The 19,900-nt window shown below is 44.1% G+C and carries 14 protein-coding genes and 1 pseudogene; 10 read left to right on the forward strand and 5 right to left on the reverse strand.

Going from position 1 to position 19,900, the window contains the following annotated elements; all coding sequences use genetic code 11:
• Positions 1–76: 76 nt before the first annotated feature.
• The gene (gene gltX / locus NAF19_RS27475; protein ID WP_252793579.1) at positions 77–1,597 is read right to left on the reverse strand and encodes a glutamate--tRNA ligase; all 1,521 of its coding nucleotides are present in this window, start codon (positions 1,595–1,597) and stop codon (positions 77–79) included.
• A 184-nt stretch (positions 1,598–1,781) separates the two neighbouring features.
• Between gltX and NAF19_RS27480 the strand changes: the two genes are divergently transcribed.
• The 5 genes and pseudogenes from NAF19_RS27480 (at position 1,782) to NAF19_RS27500 (ending at position 6,253) form a co-directional block, all read left to right on the forward strand.
• Positions 1,782–2,846: a sensor histidine kinase gene (locus NAF19_RS27480; RefSeq protein ID WP_252793580.1), complete on the forward strand. Its 1,065-nt coding sequence runs from the start codon at positions 1,782–1,784 to the stop codon at positions 2,844–2,846.
• 49 nt (positions 2,847–2,895) lie between these two features.
• Complete coding sequence (locus NAF19_RS27485; protein ID WP_252793581.1) at positions 2,896–3,546, forward strand: DUF47 domain-containing protein; 651 nt, start codon at positions 2,896–2,898, stop codon at positions 3,544–3,546.
• A 4-nt stretch (positions 3,547–3,550) separates the two neighbouring features.
• A complete protein-coding gene (locus NAF19_RS27490) occupies positions 3,551–4,564 on the forward strand; it encodes an inorganic phosphate transporter (protein WP_252793582.1) in 1,014 nt (337 codons plus the stop codon).
• Positions 4,565–4,758: 194 nt separating this feature from the next.
• Positions 4,759–5,364, forward strand: a pseudogene (locus NAF19_RS27495) (DUF4197 domain-containing protein).
• 154 nt (positions 5,365–5,518) lie between these two features.
• A complete protein-coding gene (locus tag NAF19_RS27500; RefSeq protein WP_252793583.1) occupies positions 5,519–6,253 on the forward strand; it encodes a DUF4197 domain-containing protein in 735 nt (244 codons plus the stop codon).
• A gap of 141 nt (positions 6,254–6,394) precedes the next feature.
• Here NAF19_RS27500 and NAF19_RS30880 read toward each other — a convergent pair whose 3' ends face one another.
• Both NAF19_RS30880 and NAF19_RS27510 read right to left on the reverse strand, forming a co-directional pair.
• Positions 6,395–7,696 carry a carboxypeptidase-like regulatory domain-containing protein gene (locus tag NAF19_RS30880; RefSeq protein ID WP_252793584.1) on the reverse strand — a complete coding sequence of 434 codons (1,302 nt, stop codon included), beginning with the start codon at positions 7,694–7,696 and terminating at the stop codon, positions 6,395–6,397.
• Complete coding sequence (locus NAF19_RS27510; protein ID WP_252793585.1) at positions 7,689–8,258, reverse strand: RNA polymerase sigma factor; 570 nt, start codon at positions 8,256–8,258, stop codon at positions 7,689–7,691. Before NAF19_RS27510 ends, NAF19_RS30880 begins: the two co-directional genes overlap by 8 nt.
• Before the next feature lie 83 nt (positions 8,259–8,341).
• Between NAF19_RS27510 and NAF19_RS27515 the strand changes: the two genes are divergently transcribed.
• The 3 genes from NAF19_RS27515 (at position 8,342) to NAF19_RS27525 (ending at position 12,144) form a co-directional block, all read left to right on the forward strand.
• Positions 8,342–10,237, forward strand: a complete 1,896-nt coding sequence (locus tag NAF19_RS27515; protein WP_252793586.1) for a vWA domain-containing protein — start codon at positions 8,342–8,344, stop codon at positions 10,235–10,237.
• Positions 10,238–10,734: 497 nt separating this feature from the next.
• Entirely contained in the window at positions 10,735–11,157 is a 423-nt protein-coding gene (locus NAF19_RS27520; protein ID WP_252793587.1) for a response regulator, read from the forward strand.
• Positions 11,158–11,394: 237 nt separating this feature from the next.
• Entirely contained in the window at positions 11,395–12,144 is a 750-nt protein-coding gene (locus NAF19_RS27525) for a UDP-2,3-diacylglucosamine diphosphatase (protein ID WP_252793588.1), read from the forward strand.
• A gap of 7 nt (positions 12,145–12,151) precedes the next feature.
• Here NAF19_RS27525 and NAF19_RS27530 read toward each other — a convergent pair whose 3' ends face one another.
• The gene (locus NAF19_RS27530) at positions 12,152–14,653 is read right to left on the reverse strand and encodes a TonB-dependent receptor (protein ID WP_252793589.1); all 2,502 of its coding nucleotides are present in this window, start codon (positions 14,651–14,653) and stop codon (positions 12,152–12,154) included.
• A 5-nt stretch (positions 14,654–14,658) separates the two neighbouring features.
• Positions 14,659–17,085 carry a TonB-dependent receptor gene (locus NAF19_RS27535; protein WP_252793590.1) on the reverse strand — a complete coding sequence of 809 codons (2,427 nt, stop codon included), beginning with the start codon at positions 17,083–17,085 and terminating at the stop codon, positions 14,659–14,661.
• 275 nt (positions 17,086–17,360) lie between these two features.
• Here NAF19_RS27535 and NAF19_RS27540 point away from each other — a divergent pair, with 275 nt between their 5' ends.
• Positions 17,361–18,905 carry a YifB family Mg chelatase-like AAA ATPase gene (locus tag NAF19_RS27540; protein WP_252793591.1) on the forward strand — a complete coding sequence of 515 codons (1,545 nt, stop codon included), beginning with the start codon at positions 17,361–17,363 and terminating at the stop codon, positions 18,903–18,905.
• Between the two features lie 61 nt (positions 18,906–18,966).
• Positions 18,967–19,800 (forward strand): OmpA family protein, encoded by an 834-nt coding sequence (locus tag NAF19_RS27545; protein WP_252793592.1) that lies wholly within the window; start codon positions 18,967–18,969, stop codon positions 19,798–19,800.
• Positions 19,801–19,900 lie beyond the last annotated feature (100 nt).

A 19,900-nucleotide genomic window follows, 5' to 3' on the forward strand; every position in this document is an offset into this window, starting at 1 on the left:
AGCCAATTGAAACTGATTTTGCTTCATTGTCGTCGGTTTTAACCGACGGATAATTAGCCAAATGCAATTTAACCGCCTAACTATTAAATACGATTAACGCCTTTTCAATCCTGCTGATAGTTTCGGCCTTGCCAAGTATTACCGCAATATCAAACACATGCGGACCAAACTTGCCACCCACTAACATTATACGGAACGGCAACATCAGTTCGCCGGCTTTAATGCCTTTTTCTTCGGCTAGTGTTTTAAAGGCCGCTTCAAATTCAACAGGTTCAAATGCTTCGGTAGTATTTATTAAATTAATAACAGCATTAAAGAAGTCTGTTTTAGCATCTGTCCATTTCGGTTTAACCGAGTTTACATCGTACTCCTTCGGCTGCTCAAAAAAGTATGCCGCCTGGTGATAAAAATCAGGCAACAGCACACAGCGGTCTTTAATTTTATCAATAACCTGCAGCAGGTAACCGTCATCATTAATGACAACACCTTTATCTTCCAGCACCTTTCTGACTTCCAGCTCCAACTTTCCTGCTTCAGCCCTCTTAGTCCATTCAGCATTGAACCACTTAGCTTTCTCAAAATCAAACTTTGCACCGGCTTTGCTTACGCGTTCTAAAGAAAATTTATGCACCAATTCCTCCAGCGAAAATATTTCCTGGTCGGTACCATCGTTCCAGCCCAAAGTAGCCAGCAGGTTTAAAAACGCTTCAGGTAAAAAGCCAAGCTCGCGGAAACCGGCAGTCAACTCCCCTGATTTTTCATCAAACCAATTCATCGCATAAACCGGGAACCCAAGGCGCGCACCGTCCCGTTTGCTGAGCTTGCCGTGTCCATCTGGTTTTAATATCAATGGCAAATGCGCCCATTGCGGCATATCGGCTTTCCAGCCGAAATATTCCCATAACAGTAAATGTACAGGGGCGCTTGGCAGCCATTCCTCACCGCGGAAGGCATGTGTAATTTTCATCAGGTAATCATCCACCACCACTGCTAAATGGTAGGTTGGCATGCCATCCGCTTTCAGCAATACCTTATCGTCAACCTGGTTGGTTTCAAAACTTACGTGGCCCCGTATTATGTCGTTAAAGCTCACGCGCTCATCGGCAGGCATTTTTATGCGGATAACATGCGGCGTATGCGCATCAAGCAACTGGTCTACCTCGTGCTCTGTTAGTGACAACGAGTTACGCAGGCTATCGCGATAGGCGAGTCCATATTGAAAATTAGGAATTTCCTTGCGGTTTTTATCCAGTTCTTCGGTCGTATCAAATGCATAATAGGCATGGCCCTCGCGCACCAGCTTTTCGGCATATTCGCGGTAAAGTGCTTTGCGTTCGCTTTGACGGTAAGGCGCATACGGGCCGCCGGCAACCGGGCTTTCGTCGGGTATTAGCCCGCACCACTCCATGCAATCTAAAATATATTGTTCGGCGCCTTCAACGTAGCGACTTTGGTCGGTATCCTCAATCCTTAAAACAAAATCGCCGCCGGTCTTTTTAGCGAACAGGTAATTAAACAGCACAGTGCGTACCCCGCCCAGGTGCAAACCACCGGTTGGACTCGGCGCAAAACGTACCCTAACTTTTTTATCAGACATAGTGGGGCAAAGATAAGGTTTAGTTGGGGAGTCCGAAAGTCCGGAAAGTCGGAAAGATAGAAAAGTGGTTTAAGGGTGACGGATCGATTATTTTGAATTTATAGTCATTCAACCACCATTCTTAACAATTTAATAACTGTGCTCTAATATCCAACCTCTAGTCACTAATCGTATATTTACAATTATGAAACTTCGCATACTTGTTTTAATAAATGCGGCAGCGGTTGCCGTCACACTTTCTGCTGTAAATTACTATTTTCAACATAGCTGGTATAACGTAGCACTTACGTTTTTCATCACCATAATTACAAGCTTCCTGGTATTTTATTACCTGATTGAAAAATACGTTTACTCAAAAATAAAGCTGATTTATAAGCTGATCCACAACCTTAAGCTCGGCCGCGATTTACGTGATGCTCTCGGGGAACACATGAGCGCCGACCCGATTAATGATGTGGAAACTGAAGTAAAGGAATGGGCTAAAGAAAAGAAAACCGAAATTGACGAGTTGCGTAAGCAGGAAAAATTTCGCCGCGATTTTTTGTCAAACATATCACACGAGTTTAAAACACCGCTGTTTGCTATACAAGGATATATTGAGGCGCTGCAGGATGATGATTTTGAGGATAAAGACATGGCTAAGCAGTTTTTGGCGAAGGCAGCCAAAAATGTTGACCGTTTGAGCTATCTTATAAAAGACCTGGACGAAATATCAAAACTAGAATCGGGTGAGATACCGATTAACCTTACCCGTTTTAAAATAAATGACTTAATAAAAGAGGTTTTTGAGTCGTTTGAGCTGAAAGCGAGGCAGCATAACATCAAGCTGATATTTAAACAAAAATACGACGAACCCATACTGGTAAATGCCGACCGCGAAAAAATACGCCAGGTGTTGGTTAACTTAATTGACAACTCCTTTAAATACGGCAATGAAGAAGGCAGTACATCAGTAAGCCTTTTTGAACTGCACGACCAGGTGCTGGTTGAGGTTACCGATAACGGCATCGGTATCGAAGAAAAATTTCTGCCCCGTCTTTTTGAGCGCTTTTTCCGCACAGATACCAGTCGCTCAAGGCAGATAGGCGGCTCGGGATTAGGGCTTGCTATTGTTAAGCATATTATTGAAGCGCATGAACAAACAATTAACGTACGGAGCACCGAGGGATTGGGTTCAACTTTTGGATTTACCCTGCAGCGTTCAAAGCAGACTTTACATTTACCTAACATACCAAATCTAAAAAATTAACATTAACTTAACATTGCAAGGTTACCTTTGTCGAAACCCATGTTAAGTTATGTCACTAAACAGCATTTTCCAATACTTTGTACCAAAGGATAAAAAGGTATTTTTTCCCTTATTTGAACAGGCAGCAAACAATGTTGTAACAATGGCAACCATATTGGTTGAGGCTGTAAATTCAAATAACACGGCTACCCGCGAAGAGCTGTTTAAACAGATTGATAAACTGGAGAACAAGGGCGACGAAATAACCCACCAGGTTCATCTTGAACTTGGCAAAAACTTTATCACTCCATTTGATCGTGAGGATATTCATGCGCTATCATCAGCTATAGATGATGTTGCCGATTATATTCAGGGCGCAGCCAACCGGATGAACCTGTACCGCATTGACGATTATAACGAACACATCCGCAAACTGTCAGACCTTACGCTGCAGGCCAGTATCGACCTTGAAAAAGCTGTACGCGAACTGAAGGACCTTAAAAACGTGCGCGCCATTGCGGATTCGTGCATCAGGATAAACAGCGTTGAAAACCAGGCCGATTACGTGTTCGACCGCGCCGTGGCTGACCTGTTTTTATACGAAAAGGACGCTATCCGTTTGATCAAATACAAAGAGATTTTATCGGCGTTAGAAACCGCTACAGATATGTGCGAGGATGCAGCGGATGTAATGGAATCAATTTTAGTTAAAAACGCATAAGTAAATGATTACTACTACCCTTGTTGTTATAGTTTGCCTTGCGCTGATTTTTGACTACACCAATGGTTTTCACGATGCGGCGAACTCTATTGCTACTATTGTATCAACCAAAGTGTTAACCCCATTTCAGGCGGTTGTGTGGGCGGCTTTTTTTAACTTTTTAGTTTACTTTTTTATCAAGGACCATAAAGTTGCCAAAACGGTATCAAAAATTGTTGTCGAAAATTATATCACCCTTCACGTAATATTGGCGGGGCTGGTAGCCGCAATTTCGTGGAATTTAATAACCTGGTGGTTTGGTATCCCTTCAAGCTCGTCGCATACGCTTATTGGTGGCTTTGCCGGTGCCGGCATCACCAATGCTTTATACATGGGTGTAAGCGGCTTAAATGCTGTAAACATGAGTTATATACTAACCATATTGGCCTATATTGTTTTAGCCCCGGTAATTGGCCTGGTAATGGGATACCTTGTAACACTTTTGATATTACATATATGCAAAAATTCCCGGCCGGCCGCCGCAGAGCGTTGGTTTAAAAGACTACAATTGGTGTCATCTGCAGCACTAAGCTTTGCACATGGTGGTAACGATGCGCAAAAAGTAATGGGCATTTTATACGTAACTATTGTAACTGCCAAAATAATAAAACCCGGGGATACCATGCCCGATTGGATACCACTGGCTTGCTACTCTGCAATTGCACTTGGCACCTTGTCGGGCGGCTGGAAGATAGTAAAAACCATGGGGTCGAAAATCACCAAGATTACACCGCTCGAAGGCGTAAGCGCCGAAACTGCCGGCGCCATCACTTTGTTTTTTACAGAGCACTTTGGTATACCGGTTTCAACTACCCATACCATTACGGGTTCAATAATAGGTGTTGGTTTAACAAAACGCCTTTCGGCCGTACGCTGGGGCTTAACCATAAACATTATCTGGGCCTGGGTAATTACCATCCCTATATCCGCATTGATTGCTGCGGGTGTATTTTCCCTGTTACGGATTTTTGTTAAATAGCCTTTCTGCCAAAATTTGTTTAATTTGGCAGTGATAAATGCTATTTGCTAACTACCCATAAAACTTTTGCGATGAAAAAAGCCCTGCTAATAATCCCCGTATTAACGTTGTCTTTTATATTATCAAGTTACAACACGCCTGTTAAGTCGACGCCGGCAACCACCTTTCAGTTACCCATCCCATCATCGTTAGATATGGGGAAAGCCCTTAAACAAGCGTTGCAGCAAGGTACCGCAAAAAGCTCAGACCAGCTATCGGCACTAAACGGCTATTTTGGCAATGCCGCTATAAAAATCCTCTTTCCGCCACAGGCGCAAAAGGCCGAGAAAACGTTGCGCAGTATCGGCTTGGGTAAACTATGCGACAATGTTATCCTGTCGCTTAATCGCGCTGCCGAAGATGCAGCCAAACAGGCCAAACCGATATTCATAAATGCTATTACCCACATGACGCTGCAGGATGTGTCGAACATTTTACTGGGCAACCAGGATGCCGCCACGCAGTATTTTAAAAAGACCACTACCGACCAGTTAACCGCCTCGTTTAAACCCGTTATACAAAATAGTTTAGATAAAACCAACGCCACAAAATACTACGGCCAGGCAGCAAGCGAATAGAACAAAATTCCGTTTGTCAGCAAAATGAACCCGGATATCAGCGCCTACGTAACCCAAAAAGCAATCGATGGTTTATTTCATGAAATTGCTTTAGAGGAATTAAACATCCGCAAAAATATTGGCGCCCGCAGTACACCGCTGTTACAAAAGGTATTTGCTTTTGCTGATCAGAAGAAGAAATAACGATTAGCGATTGGTTAATTAGCTATTTAAAAATCAGGAACTTCGCACTAAACGACAAACAAAATCTCAGAATACTTGTTGGTAACAACATCGGCAGGGGCAGGAATTTGCTTTATTTGGCGGTGAAAAATTGTTACTACTTTAAACTACCGCAATGAAAAAAACGCTACTATTAATTCCCTTCCTGGCTATACTAATAACATTATCGGCTTGTGATTCTCTTAACCAGATAGCCCAGGCAGGCGTAGGTGCTGCTACATCAGGCAATCCCACAAACATTGAAATAGGTAACGGCTTAAAGGAGGCCCTACAAATTGGTACCTCAAAAAGCTCCAACCAGCTTTCGGCAGTCGACGGTTTTTTTGCGAATGCCGCAGTAAAAATCCTTTTCCCGCCCGAAGCACGAAAAGTTGAAAATACTTTGCGGAGCATTGGCCTGGGTAAATTGTGCGACAACGTGGTCCTGTCACTCAACCGCGCCGCCGAAGATGCAGCCGTACAAGCTAAGCCCATCTTTATAAATTCTATTAAACAAATGACGCTTACTGATGTAGCCAACATTTTGCTGGGCAGCCAGGATGCCGCCACTCAATACTTTAAGCGCACCACTACTTTACAACTAACGGCCTCATTTAAACCAGTTATACAAAACAGCCTTAACAAAGTTGGTGCAACAAAATACTATGGCGATGCCGCAAACGAGTATAACAAAGTGCCGTTTGTTACCAAAGTTAACCCCGACATCAGCGCCTACGTTACCCAAAAAGCTATCGACGGCTTGTTTTATGAAATTGCGCTTGAGGAGTTAAACATCCGCAAAAATATCAGCGCCCGTACGTCGCCGTTGCTGCAAAAGGTATTTGCTTATGCTGACAGGAATAAGAAATAGTGATTAGAGATTGGTTGATCAGAGATTAGTTGATCAGAGACTGGTGATTAGTAGGATCATGGTGTTTTGATCTTGTGCCAGCATGAGCCAGCGATTTTTCCTAATCTCTAACCGCTAATAAATAATCTCTACAATTGATCGCTAATTCCCAAACTTAACATTCAGCTTAACCAGTTGTGGCTTTCCGTTGCTGTTCGCATTCCATTTAGGGCCGTTGGTTATTAAATCAATGGCTTTTTTGTCGGCCGCAGTGCTTAACCCCCTGTTTACTTTTATCTCGCTGATGCTGCCGTCAGCGGCAACCATAAACGACAGTTTCACCGTGCCCTTTATCCCATCAGATGATGTGGCATTTTCTTTAAGGTATTTATTGAAGCTAACCCAGCCATCCGTTGGGCGGGCATTTAATGTAGCCTGATTGCTGTTCATCACAACCACTTCGGCAAGTGAGCTGTTGTTTGGCTCAAGCGCAATGGTTTTCAGCGAATCGCTTTTCTGCGCATCTACCTTCACCGTGTTATAGCCCACAAAGCCAATTTCCAGCTTTGATTTTGGGCTGTCTACCTTTATCCGGAATTTGCCATTATTGTCCGTAAGCGCGCCATAGTTTTTACCATTTACTTTTACCGATGCACCCGGCGGCGGCGATTTGTCGTTATTGTCAATTACGCGACCCTGTAATATAATAGGCCGTTGCTGGGCTGAGCTGAATGGCGATATTGCGGTTGTTTTTGATACACCAAGCGCCTGGCTTTTCAACACCTGGTCGGTAGTTGCGGCCGGCTTGTTCGTATAATTGGCTAAGTACCCTGCGGATCCGGTGTCAATAGGCGCTGCCTTCTTCTTCGAGCTATAATCCATTACCACCATTTCATTTAACGGGATGGTGTCTTTCTCTGCGGCAGCGTCCTTATTTATCCTGGCTTCTTTTAGTACATCGTTTCTTTCCGCGGCGATTATTTCAGGCGCAGCAGGTGCAGCAGCTCCGGCAGGCCTAACGGTGGTTATACGCTTTGGTGCTGCTAGCGCAACAATATTCTCTGCCATTTGCTTTGCACTGGCCGTATCTTTCGCCAATGGCTGTACAGTAGGTGTCTTAACTGGGGGCTTTTCTAATTTCGCTATGGGGATCACTGATTGTTTTGGTCTATTGCTTAACCACAGCCATCCAATAGTAAATACGACCAAAACCGATGCTGCAATAGCTAACCATCTGAATGGTATAATGCGGCGTTCCTTGCGTTCAACACGCTGTTGTAAACGGCTGCTTAAGTCAGCTAAATTATTTTGCTGGTCGTGGGCGGCGCTTTCATAACCTTCAAGGGCGTCCATTAAAAAAGGGTCATCCTGTGCGCGGGCTTCCAATTGGTGCATAGCACGGGCGTCAAGCTCCCCGTTAAGGTACTTCCTGATCAGCAATATGTCGGCCTCGTGTTTACTCACTGTTCTTCTCCAAACAAATTTTCAGGTTGCGTTTACCGTTTTGTATAAAGCTTTTTACTTCGTTAAGGGTAAAACCCGTAAGTTCAGTTATTTCTTTATAGCACTTTTCATTTAAATAAAACAAACTCACGGTTTGTTTTTGATTGAGCGGTAATTTCTCCATACATTTTTCAAGCGCCTGCATTGCTGCCTCGCGGTTGTTATCATCAGGATGCAGAATTAATGAAAATTCCATAACGTCATCCAAATTAATTACTTCCATCTTTTTACCGGCACGCAGCTGCATCAGGCAATAATTGCGGCTAAGCACGTACAACCAGCTTTTAAACTGTTTGATGTCGTGCTGCTTAACCTTTACCGTCAACTCTTCAAAAATCCCCATAACGGCATCCTTGGCCTGCTCTTCATCTTTCAGGTATTTTAAACAAACACCGTATACCAGCGGCATTTGTTTTTCGTAAAGTTTACCTAAATGCAGCAAATCACCGCTTTCGCGGTAAAGGGTTAGCAGTTTATCATCGTCTGCATCGGTTGGCTTAACTGGTTTCCTAAAAAAATTCATTTACGGGGTGGTAAAATTAATTTTTTTAAATGGCTTATGGAAATGTGCGTTTTACTGCATCATCAGTAAAAACTAAACGCATTATGAAAAAGCTTTTATTATTTGTTTTAATTTTTGCCGGCTTAACAGGGTTTAAGCATGGCAATACCCGCACCATCACGGGGACTGTTTATTCAAAAGATGACGGATTGCCGCTGCCCGGGGTATCTGTGACGGCGCCTGGCACCCAAATTGGGGCCATAACAAACGATCAAGGTAAATTTACGATTAAAGTGCCCGAGGCCGCCAACAACCTGGCTTTTGCTTTCGTTGGTTACAATCGTAAAACGGTAAAACTAGGAAAAACAGATACGTTAACGGTTTATCTTGAAACAAATGCGAAACAATTGAATGAGGTTGTGGTAGTCGGATATGGGTCTGTGCAAGGTCAGGATTATTCTGGCTATGTATCAGCATCCGCACCTGCTGAAAAACAAACACTCTCAAGGCACTTCTCGCAAACACAGGACAAGAGCTATAAAACCGTGGTAACCAAACGCGATGATGACGATGAAAGCTATGCCGGTATTACCGAAAACGCATTCACAACGGTTAAAAACGCACCTCTTTCTACTTTTTCTGTCGATGTAGATGCCGCCTCATACAGCAATGTAAGGCGTTTTATTAACCAGGGGCAAATGCCACCTGCCGACGCTGTACGTATTGAGGAAATGATAAATTATTTTCACTATAACTTACCTGCACCAACCGATGGCGGCCCGGTTGCAATCCACACCGAACTATCAGCAGCGCCATGGAACACCAAACACAGGCTGTTGCGCATCGGCCTCAAAGCAAAAACTATCGATGCCCAAAAACTGCCGCCCTCAAACCTGGTGTTTTTAATCGATGTATCGGGCTCCATGTTCCAGGACAATAAATTACCGTTGGTAAAATCATCAATGAAAATGCTTGTTGAGCAATTACGCCCGCAGGACAGGGTAGCTATTGTGGCATACGCGGGCAATGCCGGGCTTGTGCTGCCTGCTACCAGCGGCGACAAAAAATCAACCATCAATGATGCCATCGAAAGCCTGGCCGCAGGTGGTTCCACTGCCGGGGGCGAAGGACTGAAGCTGGCCTACAAAATTGCCAGGGAGAATTTTATGGTGAAAGGCAATAACCGTATTGTTATGTGCACCGACGGCGATTTCAATGTCGGCCCGTCAAGCGATGGCGATATGGAGCAATTGATAACCAAAGAGCGCGACAGTAAAGTTGCTATATCAATAATGGGTTTTGGTATGGGTAATTATAAAGACAGTAAAATGGAAACCCTTGCCGATAAAGGCAACGGCAATTATGCTTATATCGATAACATCACCGAAGCACATAAAGCCCTGGTTAGTGAATTTGGCGGCACCCTGTTCACTATTGCAAAAGACGTGAAGCTGCAGGTTGAATTTAACCCGGCAAAGGTACAGGCATACCGGCTATTGGGCTACGAGGACCGTATGCTGGCCAAAGAGGATTTTAATAATGATAAAAAAGATGCCGGTGATATGGGCCTTGGCCATACTGTGACGGCCTTGTATGAAATTGTGCCTGCCGGGATAAAGGACGATTATGCCGGTAGTGTGGACCCTTTAAAGTATCAAAAAGCACTTCCTGTTAGTGTAGATAGATCATCAGATGAGATGATGACTATCAAATTCAGGTATAAAGACCCTGATTCGGCAACCAGTAAGTTAAGCCAGGTATCTATAAAAGATAATCCAAAGGCATTGGAGGCCACTTCTGTCGATTTCAGGTTTGCTGCTGCTGTTGCCGAGTTTGGGATGCTGTTGCGTGGGTCGCAATTTAAACAGCAATCAACCTATGTACAGGCTATCAGCCTGGCCAAAGGCGCCAAAGGGAACGACGAAGAAGGTTACCGGTCGGAATTTATCCGGTTGGCAGAGAGTGCAAAATCAATGGCAAACGAATTGGCATCCAAGTAAAATTGACCCATTCTCCGCTCGTCATTGCGAGGTACGAAGCAATCTCTGCACATGCTAATCCCGGAACAATAACTTTGTGGCGACTTGTAAACCGACTTCCTGGTCGCCACAAAAAGAAAGACTCGTGACTGTCCTGAGTAAAGATTGCTTCGTTCCTCGCAATGACGATTTTTTGAAGTGTATTGGTTCGGCGGAGTTTTTTGGCACAACAAATCTGGCCTATCGCCAATTTAATCCCCAATACGTGCACCAAATTTTCCACAAATCGCGGTCTCATTATTCCCACGGCGCTTAAATTATTAATCAATAGTAAAATTACTTTTTCGCTACAATAAAAATCAGCTATAAATCTTTAAAAATTATGTGGCATGCCTATTGCCTTATCTAGGTCAGTAGTATTGTTAAAAAACGTTGTAACTAAATTATTACAAAAGCCATCAATAGCTAACACGTTAATTTTAAAATACTTATATTAGCAACCATTAAATCTATTTATCATGTGCAAACTTGTAGTAATTGATGACAACCCGACAGATCACTATATTATGCAGCGCTTGTTGCATAATAATTATAACTGCCAGCAAGCTACTTACACTTTTGATGGCAGATTGGTTTTAGATTATTTAGAAGAAAATAAAGACAGCGGCACCATGCCGGATGTAATACTGCTTGACCTTGATATGCCACAGTTAACCGGCTGGGAGTTTTTAGATAAGCTGGAAAGCTTTAATGCGGATGCTCATAAAAATGTGCGGGTGCATATAATGAGTTCATCAATTCGCACGGCTGATGTTTTTCAATCGAAAAAATACGCCTGTGTTAATTCATTTATGACCAAACCATTATCACGCGACCTTGTAAACCAGGTGTGCGAACAAGCCAATCCATTTAATAATCAGCAGTTAAATACTGCATCGTAAATAAAAACCTTTGCCATTCATTAATGGCTTGATTTGCTGGGGCGCAAAATCATTTTTCACCATGCTGTTTGGGGTAAGGCCCGGCATATTTTTTGAATTTATCCGCTGTTGAAATAGAGCGGCTATAAATTATTTTAGTTAGCCCACCTCGCGTGGGCTATTTTTTTTATACGATGCCGCGGCCTGTTGCCAGGCGTTTGTACATCTAAATATTATTAGCTTATTTTTACAGCCATAATGGCTATCCGCAATAAAATATATTTCGCTTCCGATTTTCATTTGGGCACCGGCACTTACGCCAGCAGCCGCGAGCGCGAAGACCGCCTGGTGCGCTGGCTTGACATGATTAAAGCAGATGCCGCCGAAGTGTTTTTAATGGGAGATGTGTTCGACTTTTGGTTTGAATATAAAACAGTAGTTCCCAGAGGTTATATCCGTTTTTTAGGCAAGCTGGCCGAATTGAGCGATGCAGGAATAAAACTTTGGTTTTTTAAGGGCAACCACGACATGTGGATGTTTGATTATTTTGAACAGGAACTCGGCGCAACCATTATCAGCAACGAATTGGAGATTGAGCGCAGTGGAAAAAAGTTTTACCTGCACCACGGCGACGGACTTGGCCCCGGCGATACGTTTTACAAATTTTTAAAGGGCATTTTCCGGAGCAAGCTTTGCCAGTGGCTTTTTGCCCGTATCCATCCAAACCTGGGCGTGGGGGTTGCCAACTACTGGTCGAGGCACAGCAGGAAGGTAAACCTGGGTAAACCAGACAGTAAGCCCGGTGAACAAGAATGGCTGGTAGCTTTTTGCAATCAACTTTTGCAAACTCATTTTTACGACTATCTTATATTCGGTCATCGCCACCTGCCGCTGGATATCAAATTAAACGATAAAAGCCGCTACATAAACCTGGGCGAGTGGGTACAAGCCTCCAGTTATGCTGTTTTTGATGGAGAAAACGTGCGGCTTTTATACTTTGTAAAGTAAGTCTTTCCTACTCCACTTTATACCTGAACACCTGCCTGCCTAAATTTCCTTCAGCATCAATTCCTTCAACAACCACACGGTAAGTGCCTTTGCCATCAGCTTTAAAATATTCAAACGATGCTTTGCCGTCTTTATCGGTTATGATGTTTGGGTTCCAGTAGATAGTGCTGCGCAAATCGGTCATTTTTTGGTTGGTGTGCGCGTTATCATATTGCGGCGAGTAAAACTCGCGGGCTTTGTAGAAACCACTGGCGGTATAAACTATTACACCAGGGGCTTCTTTGTAATAGTTGTTTATTTTCCGTGCCCTTTTGGTGGTAACTACAATTACCCCGTTCACTCCAAAAGTGCCATATATTGCCCCACCATGCGTTCCAAGTATTATCTCAAAAGCGTCAACATCGTTGATATTTAATGCGTGGAGCGCTTCATAATCGCTTCTCGTGCCATCTATTACAACTGTCATCGGGGGGTCGGTGGTCCTTTTAAGTTCCTCATCGTAATACGGTCGTCCTTTAGAATGACCACTATAAAGTTTGCCAAATTGCACGGTAATGGAATTTAATTTTGACCCCAAACAATCCATAATCCGGCCACAGGCAAAGTTTTCAAAATCTTTCGCTGTCAATACCTGGTCGGCCTGGCCTTTACCGTTCAGATTTTCGGAGTTTTCAAGTTCCTTCGCAATTTCTTTATCTCGTACCACCACCTCCTTTAATTGCTGCACATGCCTATTGATGCCAAATTTTTCCTGCTCGTCGTAAAATAGCTTTGCGCTTTTTGAGTATGCATACAAATTACCCAGGTTGCCGGGCGTAATATTAAGCGACTGAACAACCGGCACGTTTATGGTGTCTGTTATTTTGTCCATTTCAATATCCACGTCTTTCTGACCTTTTGCGGTGCGGGCCTGTATTATAAACTTTGCGGTATCAGTAAACATTAAGTTGTCGAAAACAAACCTGCCGTTCGCATCGGCTGTGGTATCCAATACCATACCCCCTGCCGATTTGCTCAATAACCTGATTTTACCATTGGGTATAACAGCCTTGCCGTTTTTTATATACCCGGCCAGCCGCAAGCCCGGCTTTTCGGCCTGATAAGATATAGCCGGATAGCCGTTGTTTAATATTTTTTTCCATTCAAACCGCCGGTAACCCTGCGTAAGCATCAGCAGGTCGAGATCTGCCCGGGTATTATCGTTTTGATTTGTAAAATAATAATTGGGATTTTCAATATTGCCTTTTACTTCTGATGTTAAAAGCAGGTTGGTTAAAATGGTATTTTCTGTCGTTTCATCCACCGGTACAATCGTCTCGTCGGTAACGGCCACCGAAAACGTACCTGTTGCCGGCATATCCAGTTTGTTTTTTGCAACCAGGTTAATTTTTATCTTTTCGCGGGTTGTATAATTTTTTTTAACTGTATTTATATCCAATTTAAGCTGGTCGGCATTTTGCAAAAAAATCAAGCGCTCGTTAAGCGGTTCACCATCTGCCGAAAATAAAGTAAACTGTGCTATCCCCGCGGGAAAGAACTTTTTCGGGAAGCTGGCAATAAACTCTTTGCTATTCGGATTGCTTTTTGCCGCCGAATAAATTACCCCGCCTGATTGTGCTACAAGGATTAATGCTCCTTTTGGTTTTACGTTATCCCCGTTGTGTAATGTTATCGCAACGGTAATTGCCTCATCGGTTACGGTATCAATTGTTAAAGCGTATCCGGTATTGGTAGCCATTGGCAAATTAACCGTACATTCTGATCCGTCGGCAAACGTAGCCTTTGCTCTATATGTTTTACCGTTCAGCGGCCGGAATGTAAAGGCCCCCATACCCAAGTGTTCGCTGTTAAATACTGCCACACGTTTATCTTCATTATCAATTACCACGCCTTTTACATCAATACCCAGTCCGTTGGCTGCGATAGCTTTAAAAGCAACTTTCAACTTTACTCCGTTAAGCAAGCAACCCCCTTCGGGGAAAAAACTTATGGCCGGCTTTTCTTTTGAAGACTTACCTTCCTGCAAACTGTCTTTGGCTACACCCTTTAAATTGATGCCGGTTACAGGTATCGGTTGTTCAAAAAAACTGCTGCTACCATCATTAAGCATCAGGTTGGTGTAGGCCCTCACCCGATAATTTTTGGCAGACAGCGAATCGGGCAGGGCAAAATCACCCCAGGCGTAGCCGTTTGTAAGCAGTAACTTCAGTTGTTTTATTATTTTGTTTTGGTTGTTTATCAGCTCTACATGTAATACGCTGCTTAATACCGAAAGCACATGCCTGCCGCCGTCAGTTACATACGCTTTAAAATAGATGGTGTCTCCAATGGCATAGTACGGTTTGTCGAAATGCAGGTAGGCTTTTTCTGCCGGGTGATTGGTAGCATAAGTATTTAAACTATTGCTGATGCCTTTAATCAGGTTATTCACAGAGGTACTGTCTTTACTTACCTGGCCAAAGGCCAAACAAGGCACCATAAAACATAAAAGTAATACGCGTTTAATCATAGTTCTTATTCCACTTTATACCTGAACACCTGCCGTCCCAAATTCCCCTCGGCATCAATGCCTTCAACAACTACTTTGTAGCTGCATTTACCGTCGGCATTATAAAAATCGAATTGGGCGTTGCCGCTTTTATCGGTTGCTATTTCGGGGTTCCAGTAAATGGTGGTGCGTAAATCTGCAAGTTTGTTGTCGGTAGCGCTCTCATATTTAGGCGAGTAAAACTCGCGGGCTTTGTAAAAGCCTCGTGCGGTTATGTGGAGGATGCCTTTGGAGCTAATTTCGTTTGCCTGCAAACCATGCTTTAATGTGATGATGAATGCTCCTTCAGTACTCAAATCTCCCACCGTAGCATTTGTTGCTATTTCAATTTTATCGACTAGCGCCGTACTTATCGAGTTTATATCAAATCCCGCAGGCATCTCAGAGCCGTCAATAACAATTCGAATAGGTGTTGGGGGGCTCGCCATGGTTATACGCTTATAAGCTACCGATTGACCTATTATACCCGTTGAGACGAAGATAACACCGGGTATTCTGCCATCAAGGCGCTCTGAAAGCAGGCCGCCATAGGTGATATCATTGCCATGAATTATATAATCAGCTACACCGTAGCCCCTGGTAATAGCCGGCTTATCCAGTTTATGTGCGTTTATTTTTACCTCTCTAAGCATTTTCCCTGTAATTAAACCCTGGGCATATAATTGGTCGTGCTGCTTTTGATGGGTTTTCATGTAAGCAATTAATCCTGTATCCACTCTCGTGGCCTGTGGTTGTTGGTAAAACGTAACCGGCACAGGCTTATCCGCATTATACGTCAACACCGTATTATTACTCCCCTTGGCATTTACTGCCTGCAAAATAAATTTCGCCGAATCCATATAAACCAAATCGGTAAAGCGGAAATTCCCTTTATCATCGGTAACTGCGCTTAATATTCCCCGGCCGCTAAATGGTGCAATTAACGATACCGCTCCTTTATTCAAAGCGCGACCGCCCAGCATTTTTGCCGTACCGGCTATCTCCAGCGATTTTTCGGGTTGATAAGCCAGCGGCGGGTAAGCATTATTAAGCAAGGGCTTCCATTCAAACCTGCGGTAGCCGTGGGTAAGCATTACCAGGTCGAGGTTGCTGCGTGCATCGTCATTAATATTTGCGAAATAGTAGTTTGGCTGTTCTACATCACCTTTCATATCCGAGGTGAGCAGTATGTTGGCCAGGATACTGCTTTCGTCGCTTTCGTTTACTGATACTTTACCCTCATCTACAACCGATACCGAAAAATGGCCCATACTTGCGGAGTCTGCTCGATTTTTCGCAAGAAGGCTGATATTTACTTTTTCTCTCGCAGCATAAACAGTTTTATCGCTTTTTATATCAAGCTTAAGCTGGTCGTAATTTTGCACAAAAAATAGCCGTTCGCATAATGGCTCGCCCGCCGGCGAAAACAAGGTAACCGTTGCAACGCCCGTATGTAAGTGCCGCTTAGCAATATCAAGCAAAATCACGCTGCTATCCAGTTTGCAGATAACCGATGTAGCCACCCCGCCCGAATAAATCAACAGCGTATAGTCTTTATCCCGGTTTTGGGCAAAGCAGACCTTGTTGGCTTCAATCCGCACCGATGCTTTGGGTAACGAATCGTTGTTTACCGTTAAAACCAGGCCCGATGTTCCTGCGTCCGGCAGTTTAGCCACACTCTGCATTCCATCAGCATAAGTTATTCTGGCGGCGTAGCTTTTACCTTCCTGGGGCTGTAAGTAAAAATACCCCATGCCCAAATGGGTTGAGGCAAAACGGCATATTTCGGTATTGTTATTATCCAATACCACCCCTGCCACATCAATCCCCTTGCCATTTGCACCAACTGCCTTAAAGGCGATTTTTGACTTAAGGCCATTTCCCAGGTTGCCGCTCTCGGGAAAAAATTGAACATCAGGTTTTGAATTTATTTTTGCCCCTGCAGGCGTGCTTTCGGCAATCTTTTCCTTTTCGGTCGAGCCAACCGAAACCACCTGCTCAAAAAAGGACGCATCAGCTTCGTTGCGCATCCATTGGGTGTAAGCCCGAATGCGGTAATTGCCTTTTGGCAACGAGTCGGGCAATAAAAAATCGCCCCAGGCAAGCCCGTTTACCAACTGTAGCTTTATTGATTGATCTATTTTATTATTGGTGTTGATCAAATCGACGTGCAAAACACCACTTAAGGTTGATAGCTGGTGCCGTTCGCCAAAAGTAACGTAGGCTTTAAAATAAACGGTATCGCCAGTGGCGTAATAAGGTTTATCAAATTGGAGGTATACCTTCTCTGTGAGGTGGGTTGCTAAAAAGGTTTTTAATTTGGAGATTACCGGGTTGCCGAAAGTGCCTGCATTCTGCCCATGAACTCGGCAGAAACACAGCATCAGGCAGGCGATTATCAGTTTTTGCTTCATTAGGATTTAACAGATTGCGTGCAGGTGATCGGTTTAAATTGGTATTTGATATAAAGCTACGGAAAAGGTTAAACAATATTCCGTCCTGATTAAAAAATGGAATAACTGATAATCAGCATGTTTCACAGCGTTCCGGGTGTTCCGCGTGGGAAAATGGAACGCTACGTGGCCTTTTTGTGATATAAAAGTTCGTACTTTAATCTTAATTAGCTCCCGCTTTTTCCATCCCTCAATTAAATTATATAACTTTCGCCGGGTGATTAAACTTTATCATTGTGTTAGTTAAAACTTTTGGAAGCGCAGTTTACGGCATCGAAGCCATTACCATAACCGTCGAGGTAAACATCAGTGGCGGCGGCAAACCTTTTTATTTGATAGTGGGTTTGCCCGATAACGCTGTGCGTGAATCCATGCAGCGCATTGAGGCCGCGTTGCAAACCAATGGGTTCCGGATGCCGCGGCAGAAGATAATAGTAAACATGGCCCCCGCCGATATCCGCAAGGAAGGCTCGGCATACGACCTTACCATTGCTACGGCCATATTGGCCGGCTCGGGCCAGGTTGATGGCGAAAACCTGGACAAGTATCTGATAATGGGCGAACTATCACTTGATGGTACGGTACAACCCATTAAAGGCGCTCTCCCAATAGCCATACAGGCGCGTAAAGACGGCTTTAAAGGTTTTATATTGCCCAAACAAAACGCCCGAGAAGCTGCCATTGTTAACGACCTGGAAGTGTACGGGGTTGAAAGCCTGACCGAGGTTGCCGGCTTTTTTGACGGCACAACGCAACTTACCCCCGTAATTGTTGACACCCGTGAAGAATTTTATAAAAGCCTTACCGCTTACGACAGCGACTTTAGCGAAGTACGTGGCCAGGAGAACATAAAACGCGCCCTTGAGATTGCTGCTGCGGGCGGACATAATGTGATATTGATTGGTCCGCCGGGAGCGGGGAAAACTATGTTGGCGCGCAGGCTGCCGTCAATTTTGCCACCTTTAAGCTTGTATGAATCGTTAGAAACTACCAAGATACATTCGGTTGCAGGCAAGCTATCTGCCGCTGATGCATTGGTAACCACGCGGCCATTCCGCTCGCCGCACCACACAATCAGCGATGTTGCCCTGGTTGGCGGTGGCAGCAATCCCCAACCCGGCGAAATTTCGCTGGCCCACAATGGCGTATTATTTTTAGATGAATTGCCCGAGTTTAAACGCAGCGCCCTGGAGGTAATGCGTCAGCCGTTGGAAGAGCGGCGGGTAACCATATCGCGCGCAAAGTTTACCGTTGATTATCCTAGCAGCTTTATGCTGGTGGCGAGTATGAACCCCTGTCCTTGCGGATACTTTAATCATCCGGAAAAGGAATGCATCTGCCCGCCGGGTATGGTTCAAAAATATTTAAGCAAAATATCAGGCCCGCTGCTCGACCGTATTGACCTGCATGTGGAGGTTACCCCTGTCAACTTTACAGAGCTGGCCAGCGACCGCCTTGCCGAAAAAAGCGAGCTTATCCGCGACCGTGTGATCAAAGCCCGCGAAGTGCAGGCCACACGTTTCGGCAGCAAACCCGACCTGCATGCCAATGCCCAAATGAGCCCCCAAATGGTACGCGACATCTGCAAAATCACACCCGCCGGTCAGGCACTGCTGAAAAAAGCTATGGAAAAACTAGGGCTATCGGCACGGGCTTATGACCGGATTTTAAAAGTATCGCGCACCATAGCCGATTTAGCGGGTAGCGAAGAAATTGAGCTGGAGCATTTGGCAGAGGCGATTAATTTCAGAAGTCTGGATAGAGAGGGGTGGGCAGGGTAATGATTGAACAACGAACACTGACTATGGAACTGTGAATTAATAAAGTTAAGCTTCGATTCCAATGAATTTAAAATTAGGACTATTTTTACTTATTACCCTTAGAACAATACCGTTGTTTGCCTCGGCGCCGGATACTGTCAGGTTATATTATAAAATAGCCGAATTTGAATTGTCGGCCTGCAATCAAAAGAAATTAGATTCATTGTGTAAATCGTTTAAAGGTGTCGATAATTTGCACATTACAGGTTTTGCTGATTATTTAGGGACCGGGCCGGATAATGCAGTGCTTTCTCAAAAGCGTGCCGAAATTGTTGCCGCCTATATCAAATCACATATAAACCTGGTAGTTGCCGCCGACTGGAAAGCCGTGGAAATGAGCACGGCAAAAAAGGGGCCCTTAGGTGATCCGTTTAACAGAAGGGTCGACATCGTGATTAATAAGATTGTTCATACAAAGGTGGTCGCCCAGCCGCAATTGCCCCCACCGCAATTCACTGATAAAATAGCCCATTTATCAAACATTGAAGTTGGCGGCAGTCTGGCGTTGGAAGAATTGACCTTTCAATCCGCACGGCATTTTTTGAACCCCGAATGTGAAGCCAATTTGAAGATTTTGCTAAGCTACTTAAAACAGCACGACAATATCAGGTTTGAAATACAGGGACACATATGCTGCGACAACGGGCCGGACGGAATGGATATCGATTCCAGGGACTATAAGTTGTCGGTAAATAGGGCCAAATTTATCTACGACTATTTTGTAAAAAACGGCATCGATGCCAAACGAATGACCTACAAAGGCCTGGCAAGCACCAAACCCAAAGTTTACCCAGAGCTTACCGATCACGACAAATATTTAAACAGGCGGGTTGAGTTATTGATTACCGGCAAATAACAACGCTAAGTTTGCAAACATTGCCCTTAAGCCTTTACCCGCACAATCCCAAACTGTTGAAAATAACACACTTCCATATAATTAAATGTGCGCATATACT

The sequence above is a fragment of the Mucilaginibacter flavidus genome (assembly GCF_024055575.1).
GTDB classification, from domain to species: domain Bacteria; phylum Bacteroidota; class Bacteroidia; order Sphingobacteriales; family Sphingobacteriaceae; genus Mucilaginibacter; species Mucilaginibacter flavidus.